The organism is Halocynthiibacter sp. SDUM655004 (assembly GCF_026015885.1).
GTDB lineage: Bacteria > Pseudomonadota > Alphaproteobacteria > Rhodobacterales > Rhodobacteraceae > Falsihalocynthiibacter > Falsihalocynthiibacter halioticoli.
On sequence record NZ_JAPDUG010000001.1, the window covers coordinates 746,848 to 768,157 of the forward strand.

The following is a 21,310-nucleotide window of genomic DNA, read 5'->3' on the forward strand; positions in this document are numbered from 1 at the left end:
CGGCTGCATCTTCTGGTGCGGCGCGCCACTATAGGCCCAAGGCCGGCGAAACGGCCCGTTGCAAGGAGTGTGCCTGATGAAATCCCATGTCAAAGCTCTGGTTGTTGGCGGAGGTGCCGTTGGCACGTCGATTGCTTATCATCTTGCCCGTGCGGGGTGGGACGACGTAGTGCTGATGGAGCGCGATGAGCTGACTTCGGGAAGTACGTGGCACGCGGCGGGGCTATTGCCGTATTTCAACATGTCCTATGCGACGACACACATCCACGACTACTCGATCAAATTCTACAAAACGCTCGAAGAAGAAACGGGTTTGAACGCAGGATTTTCAGTCGTTGGCAACCTGCGCATGGCGCAAAGCAAAGAGCGCATGGACGAGTATATGCTCTATGCCTCAACCGCCGAAACCTGCGGCGTGCCGTATGAATGGATGACACCTGCGCAGATCAAGGAACGGTGGCCGCTGGTGCGGACAGAGGACCTTGAAGGCGCGATTTATCACCCGACTGACGGCTATATTAACCCCGCAGATGTAACCATCGCCATGGCCAAGGGCGCGCGTCAGCGCGGTGTTGTTGTTGAACGCCGCTGGCAGGTGGACAGCTATCATTGGACAGGCGAGGCATGGGAGGTGACCTGCACCAAGATGGTCGAGCGGGGCGGTAACCTTGTTCCATCCGACGAACAGGTCGTCATCACCGCAGAGCATGTGGTGACAGCAACAGGAAACCATGCGCAGCGTACGGCAAAGCTCTTGGGCATCAAAATCCCCGCCATTCCGGTTGAGCATCAGTTCATCGTGACCGAACCCGATGCCGCTTTGCTTGAATACCGCAAGACCCACGGCGAACACCCTGTTTTGCGCGATGCGGATGCCAAATGGTATGTGCGCGAGGAGCGGGGCGGTTGGATTCTCGGCCCCTACGAGCGCAACGCCCCTGCGCGGTTTGCTTATGGTGTGCCCGATAGTTTCCGCGCGGATTTGTTCCCGCTTGATCTTGAACGGATCGAAGAAGAATACATGAGCATGATTCACCGCATACCGTCCTCGGAAACGGTGGGGCTTAAGGATGATTTCAACGGCCCGATTTGCTATACGCCTGATGGCAACCCGCTCATTGGTCCTGCGCCCGGATTGCGGAACATGTGGCTTGCCGAAGGGTTCAGCTTTGGCATTACAGCAGCGGGCGGCGCGGGCAAATACCTTGCCGATCTGATGGTCGAGGGCGAGGCCGAGATTGACATGGCGAGCCTTGACCCCAAGCGCTTCGGAAGCTGGATGACCACCGATTATGCCGTGGCCAAGAACGAAGAAGCTTACGAGCATGTCTATATCCTCCACCATCCTGACGAGGAGCGCCCTGCCGCACGGCCTCTGCGGACAAGCCCCGCTTATGACCGCCAAAAAACCGCAGGTGCGCAATTCGGGCAGGTGAACGGATGGGAGCGGCCAAACTATTATGCGCCCGAAGGATTTGACGATCACGCCGCGCGCAGCTTCCGGCGCGGAGGTTGGTGGCAATATACCGAAGAAGAGGCGCGCGCGATCCGCGAGGGCGTTGGGCTTATTGATGCGACGGCCTTCACCAAGCATTCGGTTTACGGGCCTGGAGCGACGGCGTTCCTTGATTGGTTCACCTGTAACAAGCTGCCGCGCGTGGGGCGTATTAATCTGACCTATGCGCTGACTTCTGCGGGAACAACGCGTACCGAGTACACCATCGTGCGGTTGGCAGAGAACGATTATTACCTCGTGTCTGCGGGGGCGTGGTCCGATTATGATCGCGATTATCTGCTCAAAGCACTTGAGGATTGGAACAGCGGCGGAAATGAATGGGTCGGCGTGCAGGATGTCACGACGCAGTGGGGCGTGTTTGCCATTGCTGGCCCGAAAACCCGTGAGGTTCTGAACGAACTTATCCGTGATGCAGAGCCGGAAACCGCGCTTTCAAACAAACGCTTTCCTTGGTTGTCCTGCCGCGAAATCGAGCTTGGTATGTGTCCTGTCCGTGCGGTGCGGGTTGCCTATACGGGCGAACTGGGCTGGGAATTGCATCACCCGATTGAGATGCAAAACTACCTATGGGACCAATTGATGCAAGCGGGCGAGAAGCACGGGCTGAAACTGGTGGGCGCGCGCGCGCAAAACTGGCTGAGACAAGAGAAATCCTATCGCGCATTCGGCACCGAACTGGGCCGCGATGCTACGCCGCTTGAGGCTGGACTTGATCGGTTTGTTGATCTTGAGAAAGAGTTTTTCGGCAAAGAGGCCATGATCAAAACCGGCGTGCGCAGCACCTGCGTGACCCTGTTGATTGACGGGCCGCAAGACGCCGACCCATGGGGCCGCGAAGTGCTTTACGCCGGTGACAAACGGGTGGGCCGTCTAACCTCTGGTGGCTATTCGGTGGCCTTTGGAAAAAGTATCGGCATGGGCTATGTCTCGCCAGATTGCGCGACAGTCGGCACAAAGCTCAAGGTCAAGATGTTTGATAAACTGTGGGATGCTGAAGTCGTCGAAGATAGCCCCTATGACCCGACAAACGCCACGATCCGCAAGAATAGCGAAGGTTAGGTTTTAGAAAGCTGATCCCAAGCGTCCATTGCCTTGGATGCATACATCAGCGAGGGGCCGCCGCCCATGTAGACGCACATGCTAAGGACGTCTGCGATTTCTTCACGGGTGGCTTTTTCCCTTATGAGCGCTTCGATGTGGAAACCGATGCATGGTTCGCACCGGTCTGCGACAGAGATCGCCAGTGCAACAAATTCCTTGGTTTTCGCATCTAGAACGCCGCTTGTTTTCGCTGCGTGGGCAAGAGAGCCAAACCCTTTTGACGTTTCGGGCGCGGCGGCGTTGAAGTTGCCGACGGAGGATTTCATCCCTCCCATGAAGTCTTTCCAGTCCATTTGAGTTCCTTTCAATTTTTTCAGGTATCGGACGTGGCGAGATAAATAGCTTTGATCGCGGTCAAATTGACGTAGCGTTTGTTTGCATGCGTGAAGATAAGCTATTTCTGGGACGCGCACAAAAAAAGGCCCGGACATAATGCCGGGCCTTTGAAGATTGATTTAGTAAGCTTTGGGCTTAGCTTGGAATGTCGCCTTCGATGCCTTCGACATAGAAGTTCATACCAAGAAGATCGCCGTCACCCGCTGTTTCGCCTTCGGCGAGCCATGGTGTGCCGTCTTGCTTGTTCAGCGGACCTGTGAAGGCGTGGTAGGAGCCATCTGCAATTGAAGCTTCGATCGCCATTGCCTCGGCTTTCACTTCTGCTGGGATCGCGTCTGTGATGTCGCCGATCTTAACCATGCCGGATGCAATGCCACCCCAAGTGTCGACCTGCTCCCATGTACCATCCATAACCGCTTGTGTGCGCTCGATGTAGTAGGGTGCCCAGTTGTCGATGATCGAGGAGACGCGCGGGCTTGGCGCGAATTGAGCCATGTCAGATGCCTGACCGAATGCGATAACGCCTTCTGTCTCGGCAGCTTTCGCCATTGGCGCTGTGGAGTCAGTGTGCTGCATGATCACGTCAACGCCTTGCTCGATGAGCGCAGCAGCCGCGTCAGCTTCTTTGGCCGGATCGAACCAAGAGAATACCCAGATCACTTTCATCTCTGCGTCAGGGTTCACTTTCTTGGCGTGGATATAGGCCGAGTTGATGCCGCGAATAACTTCGGGGATCGGGAAGGACGCGATATAGCCGATTTTGTTGCTCTCGGTCATGTGGCCGGCGATTGTGCCGATCACTGCGCGACCTTCATAGAAACGTGCGCCGTATGTGGACACGTTCGGATGCTCGCGCTTGTAACCTGTGGCGTGCTCGAACTTGATGTCCGGGAATTTGGCAGCAACAGCGTTCGTCTGGTCCATGTAGCCGAACGACGTTGTAAAGATCAGGTCGTGACCGGACAGGGCCATTTGTGTGAGAACACGCTCGGCGTCTGGGCCTTCGGCAACGTTTTCAACGAAAGTCGTTTCAACCTTGTCGCCGAAATGCTCTTCAACGGCTTTACGGCCTTCATCATGCTCATATGTCCAGCCGCCGTCACCAGGTGTGCCGACATAGACAAAGCCGACTTTGGTTGTGTCGGCCATGGCTGGAGCTGCAACGCCGAGCGCTACGGCTGCTGTCATGAGTGATTTCATCAATTTCATTTAGGAGTCTCCCCTTTGGTGGATTTTTGTTGTGATGTTTCGTCGGAATCTTTCCGGTGTTTTATTCTTGAATCTGTATCAATCAGAGCCGTTGTCACGATCGCAGCAGGAACTGCCACCACCCCCAATCCGACGAATAGAATGAAGGTTGTAAAGACACGCCCCCCAAAAGTTATGGGAATCATATCGCCATAGCCAACAGTGGTAAAGGAGGCGATGGCCCACCAGAATGAACTTGGAATAGATGAGAAAATTTCAGGCTGTGCTTCATGCTCAAAGATGAAAATTCCGACAGAACTGACATAGAGCATGATCATCGCAAGAAATACGAACATAAGAAGTTCGCTCCGGACGCTGTGAAGAGCTTCGCCAAAACGTTCCAACGCTCGTGAGCTTCGGAACAGTTTGAGCACGCGCAAAATTCGCAGCAGGCGGAAAGTTCTTACGACCTGCCATTGCGGCTGGAAGAAAACCAGCCCCGGGAGGCAAGAGACCAGATCAATCAACCCCCACGCGCTAAAGATATACCGAAGCCGCTTCTCCGCGCAGTAAATACGCAGCAAATACTCCGCGAGGAAAATAAGTAAGATAGCAAACTCGAACACCCGCAAGGCTTCATATGCCCAATGGGGAAGTCCCTGCATTGTTTCCAGCGAAATAGCCACCGCGGACACTGCGATAATAGTGTTCAATGCCCACGACACTTTGTTAGGCCCGTCGGGGACCTTTCCATCCAAGTGCTGAAGAATGCGTTCGCGGTTCATTGAGGCGGCCTGTGTTAACTCGTTGCAAAGAAAGGTTTGCCAAGTGACGCGGGCGCGGCAGTTGAGCTTCTAGAGATCAATACCAACACAAGGATGGTGATGATGTAAGGGCTCATCGACAGATACTCGACAGGAACAGGGATACCCGCGACCTGTAGGTTGAGTTGGAGAACAGAAATCCCGCCAAAGAGATACGCACCAAGCAACACGCGCTGGGCTTTCCAGCTTGCGAATACAACAATGGCCAATGCGATCCAACCTGCGCCAGCGGTCATGCCGTCTGTCCATTGTGCTACACGTACCAGTGAAAGATGCGCTCCGCCAAGCCCTGCGCAGGCTCCGCCAAACGCGATGGCGATCATGCGGATGCGTACGACCTTATAGCCAAGTGCGTGGGCTGCGTCGTGGTTCTCGCCGACCGCGCGCAGGACAAGGCCAAGGCGCGCGAATTTCAGGAACGCCCAGACAGCGACCAAGAGCGCCAGCGAAAGGTAAACTATAGGATCGTGTGAAAACAGCACGCGCCCGAAGAACGGAAGGTCCGAGAGGAAGCCAAGGTCAAGCCGCGCAGTAGAAGGGGGCCTTTGCTCGGCATAGGCCTGCCCGATGAGCGCGGATAGCCCGAGCCCGAAGAGCGTTAAGGCAAGGCCGGTTGCCACCTGATTGGATAAGAGTTTGAGCGTGAGGAAGCCGAATACAAGGCTCAACACCGCCGAAGCCGCCGCCGCCGCAACGAAGCCGAAAAACGGGCTTTGCGTTTCGACAGCCACGGCAAATCCCGTGACCGCGCCGGTGATCATCATGCCCTCGACACCGAGGTTCAGCACTCCGGATTTTTCCACCACCATCTCGCCGATTGCGGCCAGTAGGATCGGGGTTGCAGCGACCATGAGCGAAGCCAGAAGCGCTGCGGGGTTGATTGCAGAAAGGTCCATTATGCAGCCTCCGGTGAGCCGATACGAATACGGTAATTGGTGAAAACATCCATCGCCAGAAGGAAGAACAAGAGCATGCCCTGAAAGACCTGAATGGCAGCGGCAGGAAGGCCAAGCATCAACTGCGCCAGTTCACCGCCGATGTAAGTAAGCGCAAGAAGAAGCCCCGCCAGCAGGATGCCGACCGGATGCAATCGCCCAAGGAAAGCCACGATAATCGCGGTAAAGCCGTAACCGGCATTAAAGCTGATGTTGATCTGACCGGACGGGCCGGACACTTCAAAGATACCAGCAAGGCCAGCCGCCGCACCGGAAACGCCCATGCAGAACAAGATCAGCAGTTTAGGGCGCACACCAGAGAAGCGCGCCGCGCGCGGGCTTTCGCCTGTAAGGCGGATCTGGAAGCCAAGGATGTGGCGGTTGAGCAGGATATAAGCCGCGATCACCGCGAGGAAGGCAGTCAGAACGCCCCAGTGCATACCCGTTCCGGCAATCAGTTCGGCGTTATAGGCCGCTGGATATTGTTGGAAGTTCCTTGAACCAGGAAAGCCCATGCCGTCTGGATTGCGGAGCAGCCCCTGAGAAACCGAGGCGAGCTGGTTGCTTGCCACATAGACGAGCATAAGCGACACGAGAATTTCATTCGTGCCAAAGCGCGTTTTCAAAAGGGCAGGGATCATCGCCCAAAGGAGGCCGCCGATTGCACCAGCTATAATCATCAGGGGAAAGATAAACCAAGCGTCCATCGGATAGAACGCAAGCCCAACAGCCGCGCCACAAATGGCACCAATGATATATTGGCCTTCCGCCCCAATGTTCCAAATTCCAGCGCGGAACCCGAGCGACAAGCCGATGGCAATCAGGATAAGCGGCCCTGCTTTCACCAAAAGCTGTGGGCGGGAATAGGCCGAGAAATCAGGGTGGAACAGCGGATCCCAAAAGATAATGCGGATCACCTCAACGGGGTCTTTGCCCAGAAAGGCAAACAAAATGCCCCCCGCAACCATCGTGGCAACGACCGCCGCGATAGGGGTGAGATAGGTCCAGAGCTTGGACGGGACGGGGCGTTTTTCAAGACGGATCATTGGGCAGCCCCTTTGTTCAGCATGTGTGTTCGTGTCCGGCTGTTCATGACTAGTAAGTTAAACATGGGCTGCCTCCATACCGTGGGCGCCGCCCATCATCAGGCCGATTTCGTCCACCGTCAGCCCCTGCACCGAGCGCGGCGCGGTAAGGCGGCCTTCGTTCAGGGCAGAAAAGTTGTCGGAGATCTCCATAAGCTCATCAAGGTCTTGCGAGATTGCAATCACCGCCGATCCCTGCGCCGCCAGATCAAGAAGCGCTTGCCGAATGTCGGCGGCCGCAGCAGCATCAACGCCCCAAGTGGGCTGGTTCACAACCAAGACGTCTGGCCGTTGAAGAATTTCGCGGCCGACCACAAATTTTTGCAAGTTCCCGCCCGAAAGCGCGCGCGCGGCGTTGTTGGGGCTTGGAGTTCTTACATCAAAATTCGCAATGATCTTTTCGGCGAATGTTTTGGCGGCCCCCCATTTGAGGAAGCCGCGATTTGTAAGGTTTTCGCGAATTGCGCCAGTCATCAAAGCATTCTCGATGAGACTCATATCCGGTGCCGCCGCATGGCCAAGGCGCTCTTCGGGCGCGGTTAGGATGGCAAGCTTGCGGCGTTGGTTCGGGCCGAGGTGTTGAACGGGGGTGCCGTGAACGGTGACTGTTCCGGCATCCGGGCTGGTTTCGCCGGAAATTGCGGCAAGCAACTCGTCTTGTCCGTTGCCCGCAACGCCTCCGATGCCCAAAACCTCGCCTGCGTGAACCGAGAATGAAATATCCTTGAGCGACGTACCAAAGGCCGTAGCAGAGCGCATCGAAAGATCAGAAACCTGCAGCACGACGCCTTCCTGCTTGTGCGGTTTGCGGCTTGGCGTGTGGAGCGTTTGGCCGACCATCATCTCCGCCAGTTCACGCGCAGTCTTCTCGTGTGGATTGCAGATATCGACAACCTCGCCCAACCGTAGGATCGTGGCGCTGTCGCAGAGTGCGCGGATTTCGTCAAGCTTATGGGAAATATAAAGAATAGCGGTTCCCTCTGCCGAAAGCTTGCGCAGCGTTTCAAACAGAATCTCCACCTCTTGCGGAGTCAAAACCGATGTTGGCTCATCCATGATGAGGATTTTGGGGTTTTGTAGCAGACAGCGGATAATCTCGACCCGTTGACGCTCACCCGCAGAGAGTTCGCCCACAAGGCGCTCTGGATCAAGCGGCAGGCCGTAGGTTTCCGAAACTTCGCGGATTTGGGCGCTTAACACGTTTTGCTTCGGTGGGTTCTCCATACCAAGGGCGATGTTTTCCGCTACCGAAAGCGCATCAAACAAAGAGAAATGCTGAAACACCATCGCCACACCAGAGGCCCGCGCCGCACGCGGTTCGGACGGAGTATAGGGCGCGCCATTCAGGGCCATATCGCCGCTGTCGGGCCGCACAAGACCATAGATCATCTTGACGAGCGTCGATTTTCCAGCCCCGTTTTCGCCCAAGAGCGCATGGACTTCACCCGGTTTTATCGAAAAGGAAACGTTGTTGTTCGCAACCACTCCGGGATAGGCTTTTGTTAGCCCATTCACGGATAAAAGCGTTTGATCTGGCACCTTTGGCTCCCCTTCTGTCCCGTCTTTTGTCATGCGACTCCCCGCTTATGTGGTGCGGAATTTTTTGACTGGCTGGTCAGCAATAGCCTAGTCGCAACCGATACGGCAATGGCTTGCGGGTGTTTGCCCGCCGCCGGATCGCCTATTGGGCAGGCAATGCCGTTTATTTGTGCATTTGTGTGTCCGAACCCCGCGAGGCGCTTGCGAAACCGCGCCCATTTGGTGGTCGAGCCGATAAGCCCGATTTGCTGATTCCCCGCGCTCAACAGCGCATGACAGAGAGCGAGATCAATCGCATGGTCATAGGTCATGATGAAATGTCGTGCGTCATGCGGTGCGAATTTAACGAGGGCGGGCAAGTCAGCGGCCGTTACGGGTGTGACGGTTTCGGGGAGCCCGTCTGGCATCCGCTCTTGTGTTGCGTCGATCAAGGTCACGGCAAAATCGGGCAGCGGAGCAAGAACCGTGGCAAGCGCGTGGCCCACGTGCCCAGCGCCCCATATCCAAATTGGCTGGGCGTTCTGCTTTTGCTGTTCTATCAGCCAGCCATCCTTAAAGCCCAATGCCTTCGGCGTCTCCACCGTCGCATGGGGCGCGACAGGGCGCGCGAAAGTATCATCGGCGGCTGGGAGGGTGTTTTCGTTGAAAATCTCGAACACAAGAGTCACCGATCCACCGCAGCATTGCCCGATATTGGGCCCAAGTGGGATGCGGGATAGAACAGGTGTAGAACCGTCAGAGAGGGCAGCGCGGGCATCATGGATGGCTTGATATTCAAGCGCGCCACCGCCGATTGTCCCGCTTAAGCCATCGCTCCAGATATACATTACTGCCCCTGCTTCGCGTGGGGCCGAGCCGCTGGTTTCGGCAATAACAACCCGCGCCACGTCACCGTGCTTGGCCACGAGGGCAGCGAGTGTGTCGCGATCAAAATGCATGTTCATTCACAGGGTTTGCGGCATGCGTGCGATGAGCTTCCCAAACAGACATGGCCGCCTTGCAGTGCGAGAGCGGTGAATGTCGGGCGAATGCTCTTGCCCTTCGCGCCTTGGTGTTTACTTCGCGGTGGAATTGCTGCGGGCCTGTTTGCCCATAGGTTTCGCACGACCTGCCCAGCACCTTATCGGTCGCCGAAACCTGCGTTGGCCGAACAGTTTCTCCGCTTTGAAGAAACGTTATATCCATGCGAAAACCAGCCACTTTCTGTTCGCTAGAACCGCGGCGCATCGCCCGATGTGGCGTAAAGCGAAATGCGCAGGTAACACCGTAACAAAGCGCACTTGCGGCCACTGTGGCAAGAAATCTTTAGCTAGCGGGGCAAAAAAGTGTATTTGGAAAAAGCGAACAATCGCTTCGCCGCGCGGCTTTTTTCCGATTTGCGGCAAATGGCCGTTTCCCTTTTGAAGACGTCGGGCTAACCTCTGGCGCATGTCTGATCCTCGCTTCGTACACCTCCGCCTTCATACCGAATATTCGCTCCTCGAAGGGGCCGTTCCGGTCAAAAAACTTGCCGGACTTTGTGCAGCAAACAACATGCCTGCTGTGGCGGTGACGGATACGAACTCCATGTTCGCGGCATTGGAATTTTCGGTGAAAACCGCTGGAGAGGGCGTGCAGCCGATTCTCGGGTGTCAGGTTGATGTGGCCTATGATCCGGCGCAGGCAGGCGAAAAAGCCCGCGCGCCGGCACCGGTCGTATTATTGGCGCAGAGCGAAAAGGGTTATGAAAATCTTATGCGGCTCTCAAGCTGCCTTTATGTGGATAACGGCGGAGAGTTGCCGCAGGTCACGCTTGATGAGTTGGCGGAGTTCTCAGAGGGCATAATCTGTTTGACTGGTGGGCCTGAGGGCGCGCTTGGGAAGCTGTTGCTGACTGCGCAACGCACCAAGGCCGAGGCCTTGCTTGATCGTTTGCAGGCAATCTATCCCAATCGGTTGTATATCGAATTGCAGCGTCATCCGGGCGAAGGAGGGCGGCTCACCGAGGCCGAGCAAACCACGGAGCGCGCCCATATCGAGCTTGCCTATGCGCGCGACCTGCCGCTTGTTGCAACAAATGACGTCTACTTCCCGAAAACCGATATGTATGAGGCGCATGACGCGCTGATCTGTATCTCAGAGGGCGCCTACGTCGATCAGCAGCAGCCCCGCCGTCGTTTGACTCCGCAACATTATTTTAAGTCGCAAGAAGAGATGATTACGCTTTTTGCCGACCTGCCCGAAGCGATTGAGAATACGGTCGAGATTGCAAAACGCTGCGCCTACAAAGCGCCGCTGCGTGATCCGATCCTGCCGAAATTCGCTGATGACGAGGTGCAGGAATTGCGCAGACAGGCGAACGAGGGTTTGCAAAAGCGCCTTGAGGTCATCCCTCACGCCGCAAGTGTTGAGGAATATCAGAAGCGACTCGATTTTGAACTGGATATCATCGAAGGCATGGGCTTCCCCGGTTACTTTCTGATCGTTGCGGACTTTATCCAATGGGCCAAAGATAACGATATTCCGGTTGGCCCCGGGCGGGGGTCTGGTGCGGGCTCGCTTGTGGCCTATGCGCTCACGATCACCGACCTTGATCCCCTGCGTTATAGTTTGCTGTTCGAGCGATTCCTTAACCCCGAACGTGTATCGATGCCTGACTTCGATATCGACTTCTGCATGGATCGCCGCGAGGAAGTTATCCGCTATGTGCAGGAGAAATACGGCCGCGACAAAGTGGGCCAGATCATCACTTTCGGTGCGCTGTTGAGTAAAGCCGCGGTGCGAGACATCGGGCGGGTCTTACAGATGCCCTATGGGCAGGTTGATCGCCTCTCCAAGCTCATCCCTGTTGAAGGTGTGAAGCCCGTTTCGATTGCGCAAGCTCTTACCGACGAGCCGCGCCTTCGGGAAGAGGCCCGCAACGAAGAAGTTGTGGATCGGCTTCTGACTTATGGCCAGCAGGTCGAAGGGCTGTTGCGAAATGCCTCGACCCACGCGGCGGGTGTTGTGATCGGGGATCGTCCGCTCGACCGGCTTGTGCCGCTGTACCAAGATCCGCGCTCGGATATGCCTGCGACGCAGTTCAATATGAAATGGGTTGAACAGGCGGGTTTGGTCAAGTTCGACTTCCTCGGCCTCAAAACACTAACCGTAATTCAATCTGCGCTTAACCTGCTCAAGCTGCGCGATATCGACATTGATATCGGCGCCATCCCGTTGGACGACGAGGCCACATACAAGCTTTACGCAAGCGCCAAAACAGTGGCCGTGTTTCAGGTGGAAAGCTCGGGCATGATGGATGCGCTGCGGCGCATGAAACCGACGTGCATCGAGGATATCGTGGCGCTTGTGGCGCTCTATCGTCCCGGCCCGATGGAAAACATCCCGACCTATTGCGAGGTCAAGAACGGCCAACGAGAAATTGAATCTGTGCACCCGTTGATTGATCATATTCTTGAGGAAACTCAGGGCATTATCGTTTATCAGGAACAGGTGATGCAGATCGCGCAGGTCATGGCGGGATACTCGCTTGGCGGTGCGGACCTGTTGCGGCGTGCGATGGGTAAGAAAATCAAAGAGGCGATGGACGCCGAGCGCCCGAAGTTTGAAGCAGGTGCCGCCGAAAACGGGGTTCCGGCCAAGAAAGCCAGCGAGGTTTTCGACCTTCTCGAAAAATTCGCCAACTATGGTTTCAACAAGTCCCACGCGGCGGCCTATGCGGTGGTGTCTTATCAAACAGCGTGGCTTAAAGCGAACCATCCGGTCGAGTTTATGGCCGGTGTTATGAACTGCGATTTGCACCTTACCGACAAACTATCGGTTTATGCCGAAGAGGTGCGGCGCGGGCTTGATATCGACATTATCCCTCCGTGCGTGAACCGCTCCCTTGAAAAGTTTACCGTACATGACGGCAAAGTCGTCTATGCGCTGGGCGGCCTGAAAAACGTTGGCGTTGAGGCTATGCGCCTCATTGTCGAAGCGCGTGGACCAGAACCTGATGGATCAGGCGGCAAACCCTTTGCAACGCTATTTGATTTTGCCCGCCGTGTGGATTTGAAACGCGTGGGGAAACGCCCGCTAGAGATGCTTGCGCGCGCCGGTGCCTTTGATCAGATTGATCCAAACCGCCGCCGCGTCTTTGAGAGCCTTGATAACCTTGTTGCGTATTCGGCGGCTGTTCACGAACAACGCGCTTCTAGTCAGGTCTCGCTCTTTGGAGAAGCTGGCGATGATCTTCCGGAGCCGCGTCTGTCTACTGCCGCTGACTGGAACACCGACGACCGCCTGAGCGAAGAGAGCAAGGCCATCGGCTTCTATCTTTCCGGCCATCCGCTTGATGATTTCATGGCGCCGCTTAAACGAAAAGGCGTGAAATCTCTGGAAGAGGCCCGCCAAGAAGCTGAGCGAAAGGGCGCTGCGATTATCAAGGTTGGCGTTATCGTCTCTGGGCTTCAGCAACGAAAATCGGGACGCGGTACGCAGTTCTTCCGCATGAACATTTCCGATCCAACGCTACAGGTGTCGGGCATGGCAATGTTCCCGAAGGATTTTGAACAGGCCCGCAAGGTGTTCGAAGAGACCAGTCGCGTTGTCATGACGCTTGAGGCGAAGTTCGAAGATGGGCAATTTGATCCAATTGCCCGCAGTATCGCTCCCATGGAAGGTATCGTCGCTGAAGCGGGGTCGATGGGGCTGAAGGTCTATATCGAAAACACCGACGGCGCGGAATCGGTTGCTTCGGTTTTGGAGCAGGCGCGGAGCGACAAGTCTAACCGAAGTTTCGGCCCGATCACATTCTGCTTGATGGACCCGAGCCTCCCTGGCGAGGTCGAAATTGACCTGCCTCAGGAGTATCCGGTTAGCCCACAAATCAAAAGCGCGCTGAAATCTCTTGAAGGTGTGATGACGGTAGAGGAATTGGCGTAATTTTGCGCAATTCCCGTAAAAACCCAAATCAGACTGCATTTTTTCGCCGTTTTGGCATGCGATTCCCAGAATGGATTGATTTTCGCATGTGTTTTCGGCTATGTGCCGCGGGTTACGAGTTTGCTTTGGCTGCGCAGAACGCGCGGGCTTTGGGGGGTAAATGAGAAAATCAATCGTGTGTTTTGCGACGATTCTCGCGCTTGCAGGCTGTGTCACCACTGCCTCTGAAGAAGGTGCTGGCGGCGATGGTGTGAAGACAATTGCGGAGGCCGGAATCGATCCGAGCGCGCCGCATACCGCGCTGATTGCATCCCCACCCAAGACCAAAGACTTGAAGTTTGGCGAGGTGGTTAAGGATTGCACGATCTCTAGCTCCAAGCTTGGTAAAAAGATCGAAGGCTACCCACAGAAACGTCCTGTTGTGTATCTCTACGACTCAAATCCCAAATCTTATGCGCCGCATGCGTTTTACCTAAAGGGCTTCCAAGATGGTTGTGTGCGCAAGTTTGTGGCGTCGATGGCGATGCTTGGCGATCTCGAACTACACGAGGCGCTGCGCTATACGGTGGACGCCAAGACGATGCCCTATTCTGATACCGACAATGAATATGAACGCCTCAAAGGGCGGATATGTGGCAAGAAGTCTGGCGAGCCGTGTGGTGAGCGGCGAATGAAATCTTTTGCGAAAACGACCGCGTTCCTCACCATTTATGAGTCCTTCGGCAATTCGAACAAATACGCTGAGGTGCTTGTCTATAAGGGCAAAGTTGTGGCTTCGGACCTCACCAATCTGCGCTAGCAGCGGCTACCAATGCGGCGGCTTTTGATCCGCAAGAATGGCGGTGCCGCCTGCGCTTGCTTCCCGCTCTGCTTCGCGCTCCATCACCATTTGAAGGCGGCGTTTCAGGACAGCATTTTCCGTATCAAGCCGCGCGACGACATCAGAAAGGTCGTCGACGGATCGGGATAGGTGGGCCAGTTGCTCTTCGAGCGCGAGGATGCGTGTATCGGTCATGCCCAGAGCCATAGCACCACAGATGCCTGAATTCCAGCGCGCAAACCTTGCCCTTTGGTGGCCCGCGCGATAAAGCCCTCGGCGTAACCGTTGCGATGAGGGCAGATATGGCCAAGCAAAAGAAACAGCCGCGACCCAAGGCAATTACGCCCAAAGGGTTCCGCGATTATTTTGGTGCCGAGGTTTCGGCCCGCAAAGACATGCTGGACCGGATTGCCGAGGTATATCATCGCTATGGATTTGACGCGCTGGAAACCTCTGCGGTTGAGACCGTTGAGGCGCTCGGTAAATTCCTTCCTGATGTGGACCGCCCGAACGAAGGGGTTTTCGCATGGGAAGAGGATGATAGCGGTTGGGTCGCGTTGCGCTATGATATGACCGCACCGCTCGCTCGGGTATTCGCGCAGCACCGCAATGATCTGCCGACACCCTATCGCCGTTATGCGATGGGTCCGGTTTGGCGCAATGAGAAGCCCGGTCCGGGGCGTTTTCGGCAGTTTTATCAATGTGATGCCGATACAGTAGGTACTGGCAGTGTTGCTGCCGATGCCGAGATTTGCGCGATGCTTTCCGACACGCTTGAAACCGTCGGCATTCCGCGCGGCGATTACATTGTACGTGTGAATAACCGCAAGGTTCTTAACGGTGTGATGGAAGTTGCGGGGGTGCTTGACCCGACTGATCCGGATAAATTTGCGCATGAGCGCGGCATTGTATTGCGCGCGATTGATAAGCTTGACCGCCTCGGTGTGGACGGTGTGCGGGCGCTGCTTGGAGAAGGCCGCAAGGACGCAAGCGGCGACTATACCAAAGGCGCGGGCCTTACCGAAGCGCAGGCGGATGTTGTCATGGGCTTCATGGATGCCAAGCGGGACAGCGGAGCCGAAACGGTTGCGCGGCTTCGGGAGTTGGTTGGCGAAAGCAAAGTTGGCCAAGAGGGTGTTGCCGAGCTTGAGGAGATCGAAAGCTTGCTGGCCGCGCAGGGCTATGGCCCCGACAGGATTGAGATTGATCCTTCCGTTGTGCGTGGCCTTGGCTACTACACCGGCCCTGTTTACGAAGCAGAGCTGACTTTTAAAGTGTTGGACGAGAAGGGCCGCAAACGGCAGTTTGGCTCTGTTGCGGGCGGCGGACGTTATGATGATCTGGTGAAGCGCTTCACAGGTCAGGCAGTTCCGGCAACGGGCATGTCGATCGGCGTTGATCGGCTTCTTGCTGCACTTCTCGCCAAGGGCCGCATCGACACCACACAAGAAGGCCCCGTGGTCGTGACCGTGATGGATAAGGGCCGCATGGCCGATTATCAGGGCATGGTCGCTGAACTTCGCAACGCGGGCATTCGCGCAGAAGTGTATCTGGGTAATCCGAAAAACTTCGGCAACCAACTCAAGTACGCAGACCGCCGCAACGCGCCGATTGCCATCATTCAGGGCGGAGACGAGGCAGAGGCCGGTGTGGTACAGATCAAAGACCTGATCCTTGGCGCGAAAATTGCTGAAAACGCTACGCTTGAGGAGTGGAAATCCCGTCCAAGCCAGATCGAGGTGCCGCGCGATGAGTTGGTTGCGCAGGTACAGGCCATGCTAAAGGGGCAGCGCGATGACGCAGAAACCTGAGGTCCGCGCTGAAGCTGCGCGGCTACAGGCCTTTTTCGCGGCCTCCGGCGCGCAGGTTGTGGATGCCGATATCCTGCAGCCCGCCGAAACCCTGCTCGACCTTTATGGCGAGGACATTCGCGCGCGTGCATACGTGACGAACGATCCGCTGCGCGGTGAACAAATGCTACGGCCTGATTTTACAGTGCCGGTTGTTCAGATGCATATGGACAGCGGCGCAAGCCCCGCGCGTTATGTTTATTCTGGCGAGGTTTTCCGCCGTCAGGAAGAAGATACAGATCGCGCGACAGAGTTTTTTCAGGTCGGCTACGAGATTTTTGACGGGGCAAATCCTGCGGCGTCCGATGCCGAAGTGTTTGCTTTGTTTCAAGAGGTTTTGTCCCCACTTGGGCTTCGCGCCGCAACCGGTGATATCGGGATTCTAAAGGCAGCTGTTGAGGGGCTGGCCACGAGTGAAGCACGCCGTGCCGCTTTGCTGCGCCACATCTGGCGGCCGCATCGTTTCCGCACGTTGCTTGACCGTTTTGGCGGGCGCACGCCTGTTGCGTCAAGCCGCGCGAAGCTTCTGAAAAATCTCGAAGATACAGAGGCTCAGGATCTGATTAAGGACGCAGGGCGCGTCATCGGATTGCGCCGACCGTCCGAGATTATCGCCCGTCTTGAGACACTCCAAGAAGATGCCAAAGAACCGAATCTGAGCGAAACCGAAGTTGAGCTCCTTGAAACGATTATGCGGCTGCGCGAAACGGCTCCGAATGTGTTGGAAGCGCTGCGCGATATCGCGATTGATCTTCCATCGATTTCTAATGCCGTCGGGCAACTGTCCGCACGGCTTGATGCGCTTGCGGAGCTTGGTGTTGATGTGGATTCGCTCGATTTCGAGACGTCCTATGGCCGCAGCACGATGGAATATTACGACGGGTTTGTGTTCGGTTTTTACGTACACGGTCGCCCCGATTTGCCGCCCGTAGCAACCGGCGGGCGCTACGATGCGCTGACGCAGGTCTTGGGGCAGGGCAAATCCATCCCGGCGGTTGGCGGCGTTGTGCGCCCCGGCCTCACGTGGAAGATGCGGGAGGGCGCGCTATGAGCGATGCTGCAACACTCAAGCTTGGTGTGCCGTCCAAAGGCCGTCTGATGGAGAAAACCTTCGACTGGTTTGGCGCACGTGGCGTCACCCTGCGCCGCACAGGGGCAGAGCGCGAATATGCCGGCGCGGTTGAGGGCGTTGATGGGTTGGAACTTGTGCTGCTGTCTGCCGGTGAAATCCCGCGCGAACTGGCCGCAGGGCGTATTCATCTTGGCGTTACGGGAACTGATCTTATCCGCGAAAAACTCGCGGCTTGGGAAATGCAGGTTGCCGAGCTTGCGCCTATGGGATTTGGCCACGCTGATCTGGTGATGGCCGTGCCACAATGTTGGGTGGATGTGGAAACGCTTGATGATTTGGACGCAGTGGCAGCGCAATTCCGCAAGACCCACGGGTTCCGGCTTCGGATTGCCACGAAGTACCACCGCCTTGTTCGGAATTTCTTGAAAGACCAAGGCGTTGCCGACTATCAGCTTGTTGATAGCCAAGGCGCGACCGAAGGCACCGTAAAGCACGAAACCGCCGAGATGGTTGCTGATATCACCTCAACTGGTGATACGCTGCGCGCCAATCACCTCAAGGTGTTGAGCGATGGAGTGGTGCATAAATCGCAAGCTACGCTTCTCAAATCGCGCAAGGCGGATTGGGATGGCGGCCGCCGCGAGATTCTACGCGCCCTTGAGACAGCTTTGCGTACGGCGGACGAATAGCCTAAAGAATGCCGATTTCGCCGAGTGCCGCTGCAAGTTCGGGCGGGAGGGGGCTTTCTTCTTTGTTGCTGCGCGTTAAATCAGGCGGCGCGTCCTCTGGCTTGAGGTAGCGCCACCCTTGAAAGGCGCGGCGGGGAGTGGGCTGTATGCGGATAAGTTCGGGGTCCATGATGATGGCGCAGCGGCGGATACCGTCGTCTCCGATTACCTCATCAAGCTGCAACACTTTTTGCCGAGCAAGCATAACCCCTTTGATCACCCAAAAGAGCGAGCCGCCATCAAGCAATTCAGCCTCTCGTTTTGGCCACATACGGGTGACGTGGCGGGTTGGTGTTTCGGGCGTGGGGTAATGGGCGGCGCGGTATGATTCCAGATGTTCGAGGGAATCGATGCCGACGCAGAGCTTTACTAGATGTATGGTCATTTCTTCCGCTCACCCCAATATATTGCGGGAATTTATCCCGTTTCCGTTGCGATAATAAGGCATCATCCCCCCGAAAGGCAATTGACCAAAACGCGATTGCCGCCTAATGTGGAAGGCCCTTTCAACGCCAGAGCAGGATACCCGTAAATGAGCCGTTTCTCCGCCCCTATCGCCGAGCAAATCTGGGATATGAAATACCGGTTCAAAAAGGCCGACGGCACCGCAATTGATGCGAGTGTTGAAGATAGCTGGCGGCGGATTGCGCGCTCGCTTGCCTCGGTCGAGGACAAGCCCGAGGCGTGGGAAGGCAAGTTTTATGACGCGCTTGAGGACTTCAAATACCTCCCCGCGGGCCGGATCACGGCGGGCGCTGGAACGGGGCGGGCTGTTACGCTGTTCAACTGCTTTGTGATGGGGACGATTCCAGACAGCATGGGCGGCATTTTCGACATGCTCAAAGAGGCCGCGCTTACCATGCAGCAGGGCGGCGGCATCGGCTATGATTTCAGTACCATTCGCCCCAAAGGCGCGGATGTGAAGGGCGTTGCGGCGGATGCTTCTGGCCCGCTGTCGTTCATGGATGTCTGGGATGCGATGTGCCGCACAATTATGTCCGCGGGTTCGCGCCGTGGTGCGATGATGGCGACCATGCGGTGCGACCACCCCGACATCGAGGATTTTATCACTGCCAAGAAGGATTCTGCACGCCTGCGGATGTTCAACCTTTCTGTGCTTGTGACCGATGATTTTATGGAAGCGGTGAAGGCCGATGGCTCGTGGGATCTCAAGTTTAATGGAAAGATTTACCACACCGTTCAGGCGCGCGACCTTTGGAACAAAATCATGCGCGGCACCTATGACTATGCCGAGCCAGGTGTGATTTTCATCGACCGGATCAATCAGGCCAACAACCTGAGCTATTGCGAAACCATCGCTGCGACAAACCCTTGTGGCGAGCAGCCTTTGCCGCCCTATGGCGCGTGTTTGCTCGGGTCGATCAATCTTGCGCGGTTGGTCTCCGAGCCGTTTGAGGATGCCGCAGCACTTGACGAAAGCGCGCTCTCTGATCTTGTCGAAACCGCCGTCCGTATGATGGATAACGTGGTCGACGAAAGTAAATTTCCGCTTGAAGCACAGGCGCAAGAAGCCGCAGCGAAGCGCCGGATTGGCCTTGGTGTGACGGGCCTTGCTGATGCACTTCTCATGGTTGGCTTGAAATACGGAACAGAAGAAGCCGCCGAGCAGACCGAGGCGTGGATGAAATCCATCGCGCGGGCCGCTTATCTTGCTTCTGTCGAGCTTGCTAAGGAAAAGGGGCCGTTCCCGCTCTTTGATGCCGACAAGTATCTTGCCTCCGGCACCATGCAAGCGATGGATGAAGATGTACGCGAAGCAATCCGCACCCACGGTATCCGTAATGCGCTCCTGACTTCGATTGCCCCAACCGGCACCATCAGCCTCTATGCGGGGAACGTGTCGAGCGGGATCGAACCTGTCTTTGCTTATGCCTATACTCGGAAGGTCTTGCAGAAAGACGGCTCGCGCACTGAAGAGGAAGTGGTGGATTACGCCGTGAACCTTTGGCGAGAAAAGTTCGGTGATAAAGAACTGCCCGAGTATTTCGTTAACGCTCAAACCCTCGCGCCGCTTGATCATGTGCGCATGCAGGCCGCTGCACAGAAGTGGATCGATAGCTCGATTTCCAAAACGATCAACTGCCCCGAAGATATCAGCTTTGAGGATTTCAAAGAGGTCTATATGGCCGCGTGGGATCAGGGCTGTAAGGGCTGCACCACTTATCGGCCAAACGATGTGACCGGGTCGGTGCTTAGTGTTTCGAGCGAAAGCGAAGCGGCTCCCGAAGTGGATGAGGGCGCGGATGTTGTTTATATTTCCGAGCCGCTCGACCGTCCGCAAGCACTTGAAGGCAATACGTATAAACTCAAGTGGCCAGATTCCGAGCATGCGATTTACATTACGGTGAATGACGTGGTGATCGGCGGGCATCGCCGTCCGTTCGAGGTATTTATCAACTCCAAGAACATGGAGCATTTCGCGTGGACTGTGGCGCTCACCCGCATGATCTCTGCGGTATTCCGTCGGGGTGGGGATGTGTCGTTTGTGGTTGAAGAGCTAAAGGCGGTGTTTGACCCGCGCGGTGGCGCATGGATGGAAGGGAAGTATATTCCGTCGATTCTTGCGGCCATTGGTGGCGTGATTGAACGGCACCTGATCGTGACTGGCTTTATCGAAGGCGAGGGCATGGGGCTGAAGGTTGATCCGCAGGCCGATGTTGTTGCTCTTGGCGGTGCGCCGCGCGGAAAAGCGTGCCCATCCTGTGGGCAATATAGCCTTCGCATGGTCGAGGGGTGCATGACATGCACCGACTGCGGCCACAGCAAGTGCGGCTAAGACCTAGCTCTCGATAGAGGTTAGTTTTGCAAGAAGCGCGGGCGTGTTGCTGACGCCCAGCTTGCGCAAGAGGCGCGCGCGCACGTCTTCGATCGTGCGGGGCGAGAGGCTAAGCTGCTGAGCGATTTCCTTGCTGGTCCGACCGTGGCTAAGGTGGCGGACGACCTGACGTTCACGCGGCGTGAGGCTCACGCGCTCTGGGGTTTCCGTCATTGCGGCAAAGCTCATTACTACGCGGGCAAGAGGCGCTTCGGGCGTGAGCGTGCGCGCGCGGAACTTGCACCAAAATCGCTGTCCGTCTCGGCGCTGCATGATACGCTCGTCTGAATATGTCCCGCCTGATTTCAGGTGTTCGATGCCGATATCCCGAATGCTCTCAAATTCTTGGTAAGTGCCATAAAGAATCTGAAACGACTCGCCTATCAGCTGCTTCTTTGTATAGCCAAAGAGCGTCGCAAACGTGCCGTTGCAGGATTTAATGATGCGGTTTTCCGACATCACTATTCCGATTGGACATTCTTCAAATGCCAGTTGTTCAAGGTCGTTCATGTCCATTTCGGTGGGAGCTTTCTTCTGTCACCGTGTTTATACGGTATTGATACCGTATATATTGC

General features: G+C 56.1%; 17 protein-coding genes. 7 read left to right on the forward strand and 10 right to left on the reverse strand.

The features are described 5' to 3' along the window. Positions 1-76 precede the first annotated feature (76 nt). Positions 77-2,575, forward strand: a complete 2,499-nt coding sequence (locus N9C89_RS03675; RefSeq protein WP_263952484.1) for a GcvT family protein — start codon at positions 77-79, stop codon at positions 2,573-2,575. On the opposite strand, the gene N9C89_RS03680 is transcribed toward N9C89_RS03675, so the two are convergent. The 7 genes from N9C89_RS03680 to xdhC all read right to left on the reverse strand — a co-directional run bounded on the left by N9C89_RS03680 (position 2,572) and on the right by xdhC (position 9,462). Further along, positions 2,572-2,910, reverse strand: a complete 339-nt coding sequence (locus tag N9C89_RS03680) for a carboxymuconolactone decarboxylase family protein (RefSeq protein ID WP_263952485.1) — start codon at positions 2,908-2,910, stop codon at positions 2,572-2,574. The two genes, N9C89_RS03675 and N9C89_RS03680, sit on opposite strands and share 4 nt — an antisense overlap. Before the next feature lie 178 nt (positions 2,911-3,088). Then, positions 3,089-4,162, reverse strand: a complete 1,074-nt coding sequence (locus N9C89_RS03685; RefSeq protein WP_263952486.1) for a BMP family ABC transporter substrate-binding protein — start codon at positions 4,160-4,162, stop codon at positions 3,089-3,091. Continuing rightward, complete coding sequence (locus tag N9C89_RS03690; protein WP_263952487.1) at positions 4,159-4,926, reverse strand: ion transporter; 768 nt, start codon at positions 4,924-4,926, stop codon at positions 4,159-4,161. Before N9C89_RS03690 ends, N9C89_RS03685 begins: the two co-directional genes overlap by 4 nt. Before the next feature lie 14 nt (positions 4,927-4,940). Next, positions 4,941-5,861 (reverse strand): ABC transporter permease, encoded by a 921-nt coding sequence (locus tag N9C89_RS03695; protein WP_263952488.1) that lies wholly within the window; start codon positions 5,859-5,861, stop codon positions 4,941-4,943. Next, positions 5,861-6,946, reverse strand: a complete 1,086-nt coding sequence (locus N9C89_RS03700; RefSeq protein ID WP_263952489.1) for an ABC transporter permease — start codon at positions 6,944-6,946, stop codon at positions 5,861-5,863. Before N9C89_RS03700 ends, N9C89_RS03695 begins: the two co-directional genes overlap by 1 nt. A gap of 57 nt (positions 6,947-7,003) precedes the next feature. Beyond that, positions 7,004-8,557: an ABC transporter ATP-binding protein gene (locus tag N9C89_RS03705; protein ID WP_263952490.1), complete on the reverse strand. Its 1,554-nt coding sequence runs from the start codon at positions 8,555-8,557 to the stop codon at positions 7,004-7,006. Further along, the gene (xdhC, locus tag N9C89_RS03710; protein WP_263952491.1) at positions 8,554-9,462 is read right to left on the reverse strand and encodes a xanthine dehydrogenase accessory protein XdhC; all 909 of its coding nucleotides are present in this window, start codon (positions 9,460-9,462) and stop codon (positions 8,554-8,556) included. The genes N9C89_RS03705 and xdhC overlap by 4 nt, the downstream gene beginning before the upstream one ends. A 490-nt stretch (positions 9,463-9,952) precedes the next feature. On the opposite strand from xdhC, the gene dnaE reads away from it, so the two are divergent. Then, positions 9,953-13,429, forward strand: a complete 3,477-nt coding sequence (gene dnaE / locus N9C89_RS03715; protein ID WP_263952492.1) for a DNA polymerase III subunit alpha — start codon at positions 9,953-9,955, stop codon at positions 13,427-13,429. A 160-nt stretch (positions 13,430-13,589) separates the two neighbouring features. Beyond that, positions 13,590-14,228 (forward strand): hypothetical protein, encoded by a 639-nt coding sequence (locus tag N9C89_RS03720; protein ID WP_263952493.1) that lies wholly within the window; start codon positions 13,590-13,592, stop codon positions 14,226-14,228. A gap of 6 nt (positions 14,229-14,234) precedes the next feature. Here the strand turns inward: N9C89_RS03720 and N9C89_RS03725 are convergent, their stop codons facing one another. Next, on the reverse strand, positions 14,235-14,444 hold the full coding sequence (locus N9C89_RS03725) for a SlyX family protein (protein WP_263952494.1): 210 nt from the start codon (positions 14,442-14,444) through the stop codon (positions 14,235-14,237). A 107-nt stretch (positions 14,445-14,551) separates the two neighbouring features. On the opposite strand from N9C89_RS03725, the gene hisS reads away from it, so the two are divergent. Genes hisS through hisG form a run of 3 tightly spaced genes read left to right on the forward strand, consistent with a single transcriptional unit; the run spans position 14,552 to position 17,860 of the window. Next, complete coding sequence (gene hisS, locus N9C89_RS03730) at positions 14,552-16,060, forward strand: histidine--tRNA ligase (RefSeq protein ID WP_263952495.1); 1,509 nt, start codon at positions 14,552-14,554, stop codon at positions 16,058-16,060. Continuing rightward, on the forward strand, positions 16,044-17,150 hold the full coding sequence (locus tag N9C89_RS03735) for an ATP phosphoribosyltransferase regulatory subunit (RefSeq protein ID WP_263952496.1): 1,107 nt from the start codon (positions 16,044-16,046) through the stop codon (positions 17,148-17,150). Before hisS ends, N9C89_RS03735 begins: the two co-directional genes overlap by 17 nt. After that, entirely contained in the window at positions 17,147-17,860 is a 714-nt protein-coding gene (hisG, locus tag N9C89_RS03740) for an ATP phosphoribosyltransferase (RefSeq protein ID WP_263952497.1), read from the forward strand. The genes N9C89_RS03735 and hisG overlap by 4 nt, the downstream gene beginning before the upstream one ends. A 1-nt stretch (position 17,861) precedes the next feature. Here the strand turns inward: hisG and N9C89_RS03745 are convergent, their stop codons facing one another. After that, on the reverse strand, positions 17,862-18,284 hold the full coding sequence (locus N9C89_RS03745) for a DUF1489 family protein (protein ID WP_263952498.1): 423 nt from the start codon (positions 18,282-18,284) through the stop codon (positions 17,862-17,864). A gap of 147 nt (positions 18,285-18,431) precedes the next feature. Here N9C89_RS03745 and N9C89_RS03750 point away from each other — a divergent pair, with 147 nt between their 5' ends. Then, positions 18,432-20,696 carry an adenosylcobalamin-dependent ribonucleoside-diphosphate reductase gene (locus N9C89_RS03750; protein ID WP_263952499.1) on the forward strand — a complete coding sequence of 755 codons (2,265 nt, stop codon included), beginning with the start codon at positions 18,432-18,434 and terminating at the stop codon, positions 20,694-20,696. A gap of 3 nt (positions 20,697-20,699) precedes the next feature. Here the strand turns inward: N9C89_RS03750 and N9C89_RS03755 are convergent, their stop codons facing one another. Then, positions 20,700-21,245 carry a LuxR C-terminal-related transcriptional regulator gene (locus N9C89_RS03755; protein WP_263952500.1) on the reverse strand — a complete coding sequence of 182 codons (546 nt, stop codon included), beginning with the start codon at positions 21,243-21,245 and terminating at the stop codon, positions 20,700-20,702. Positions 21,246-21,310 lie beyond the last annotated feature (65 nt).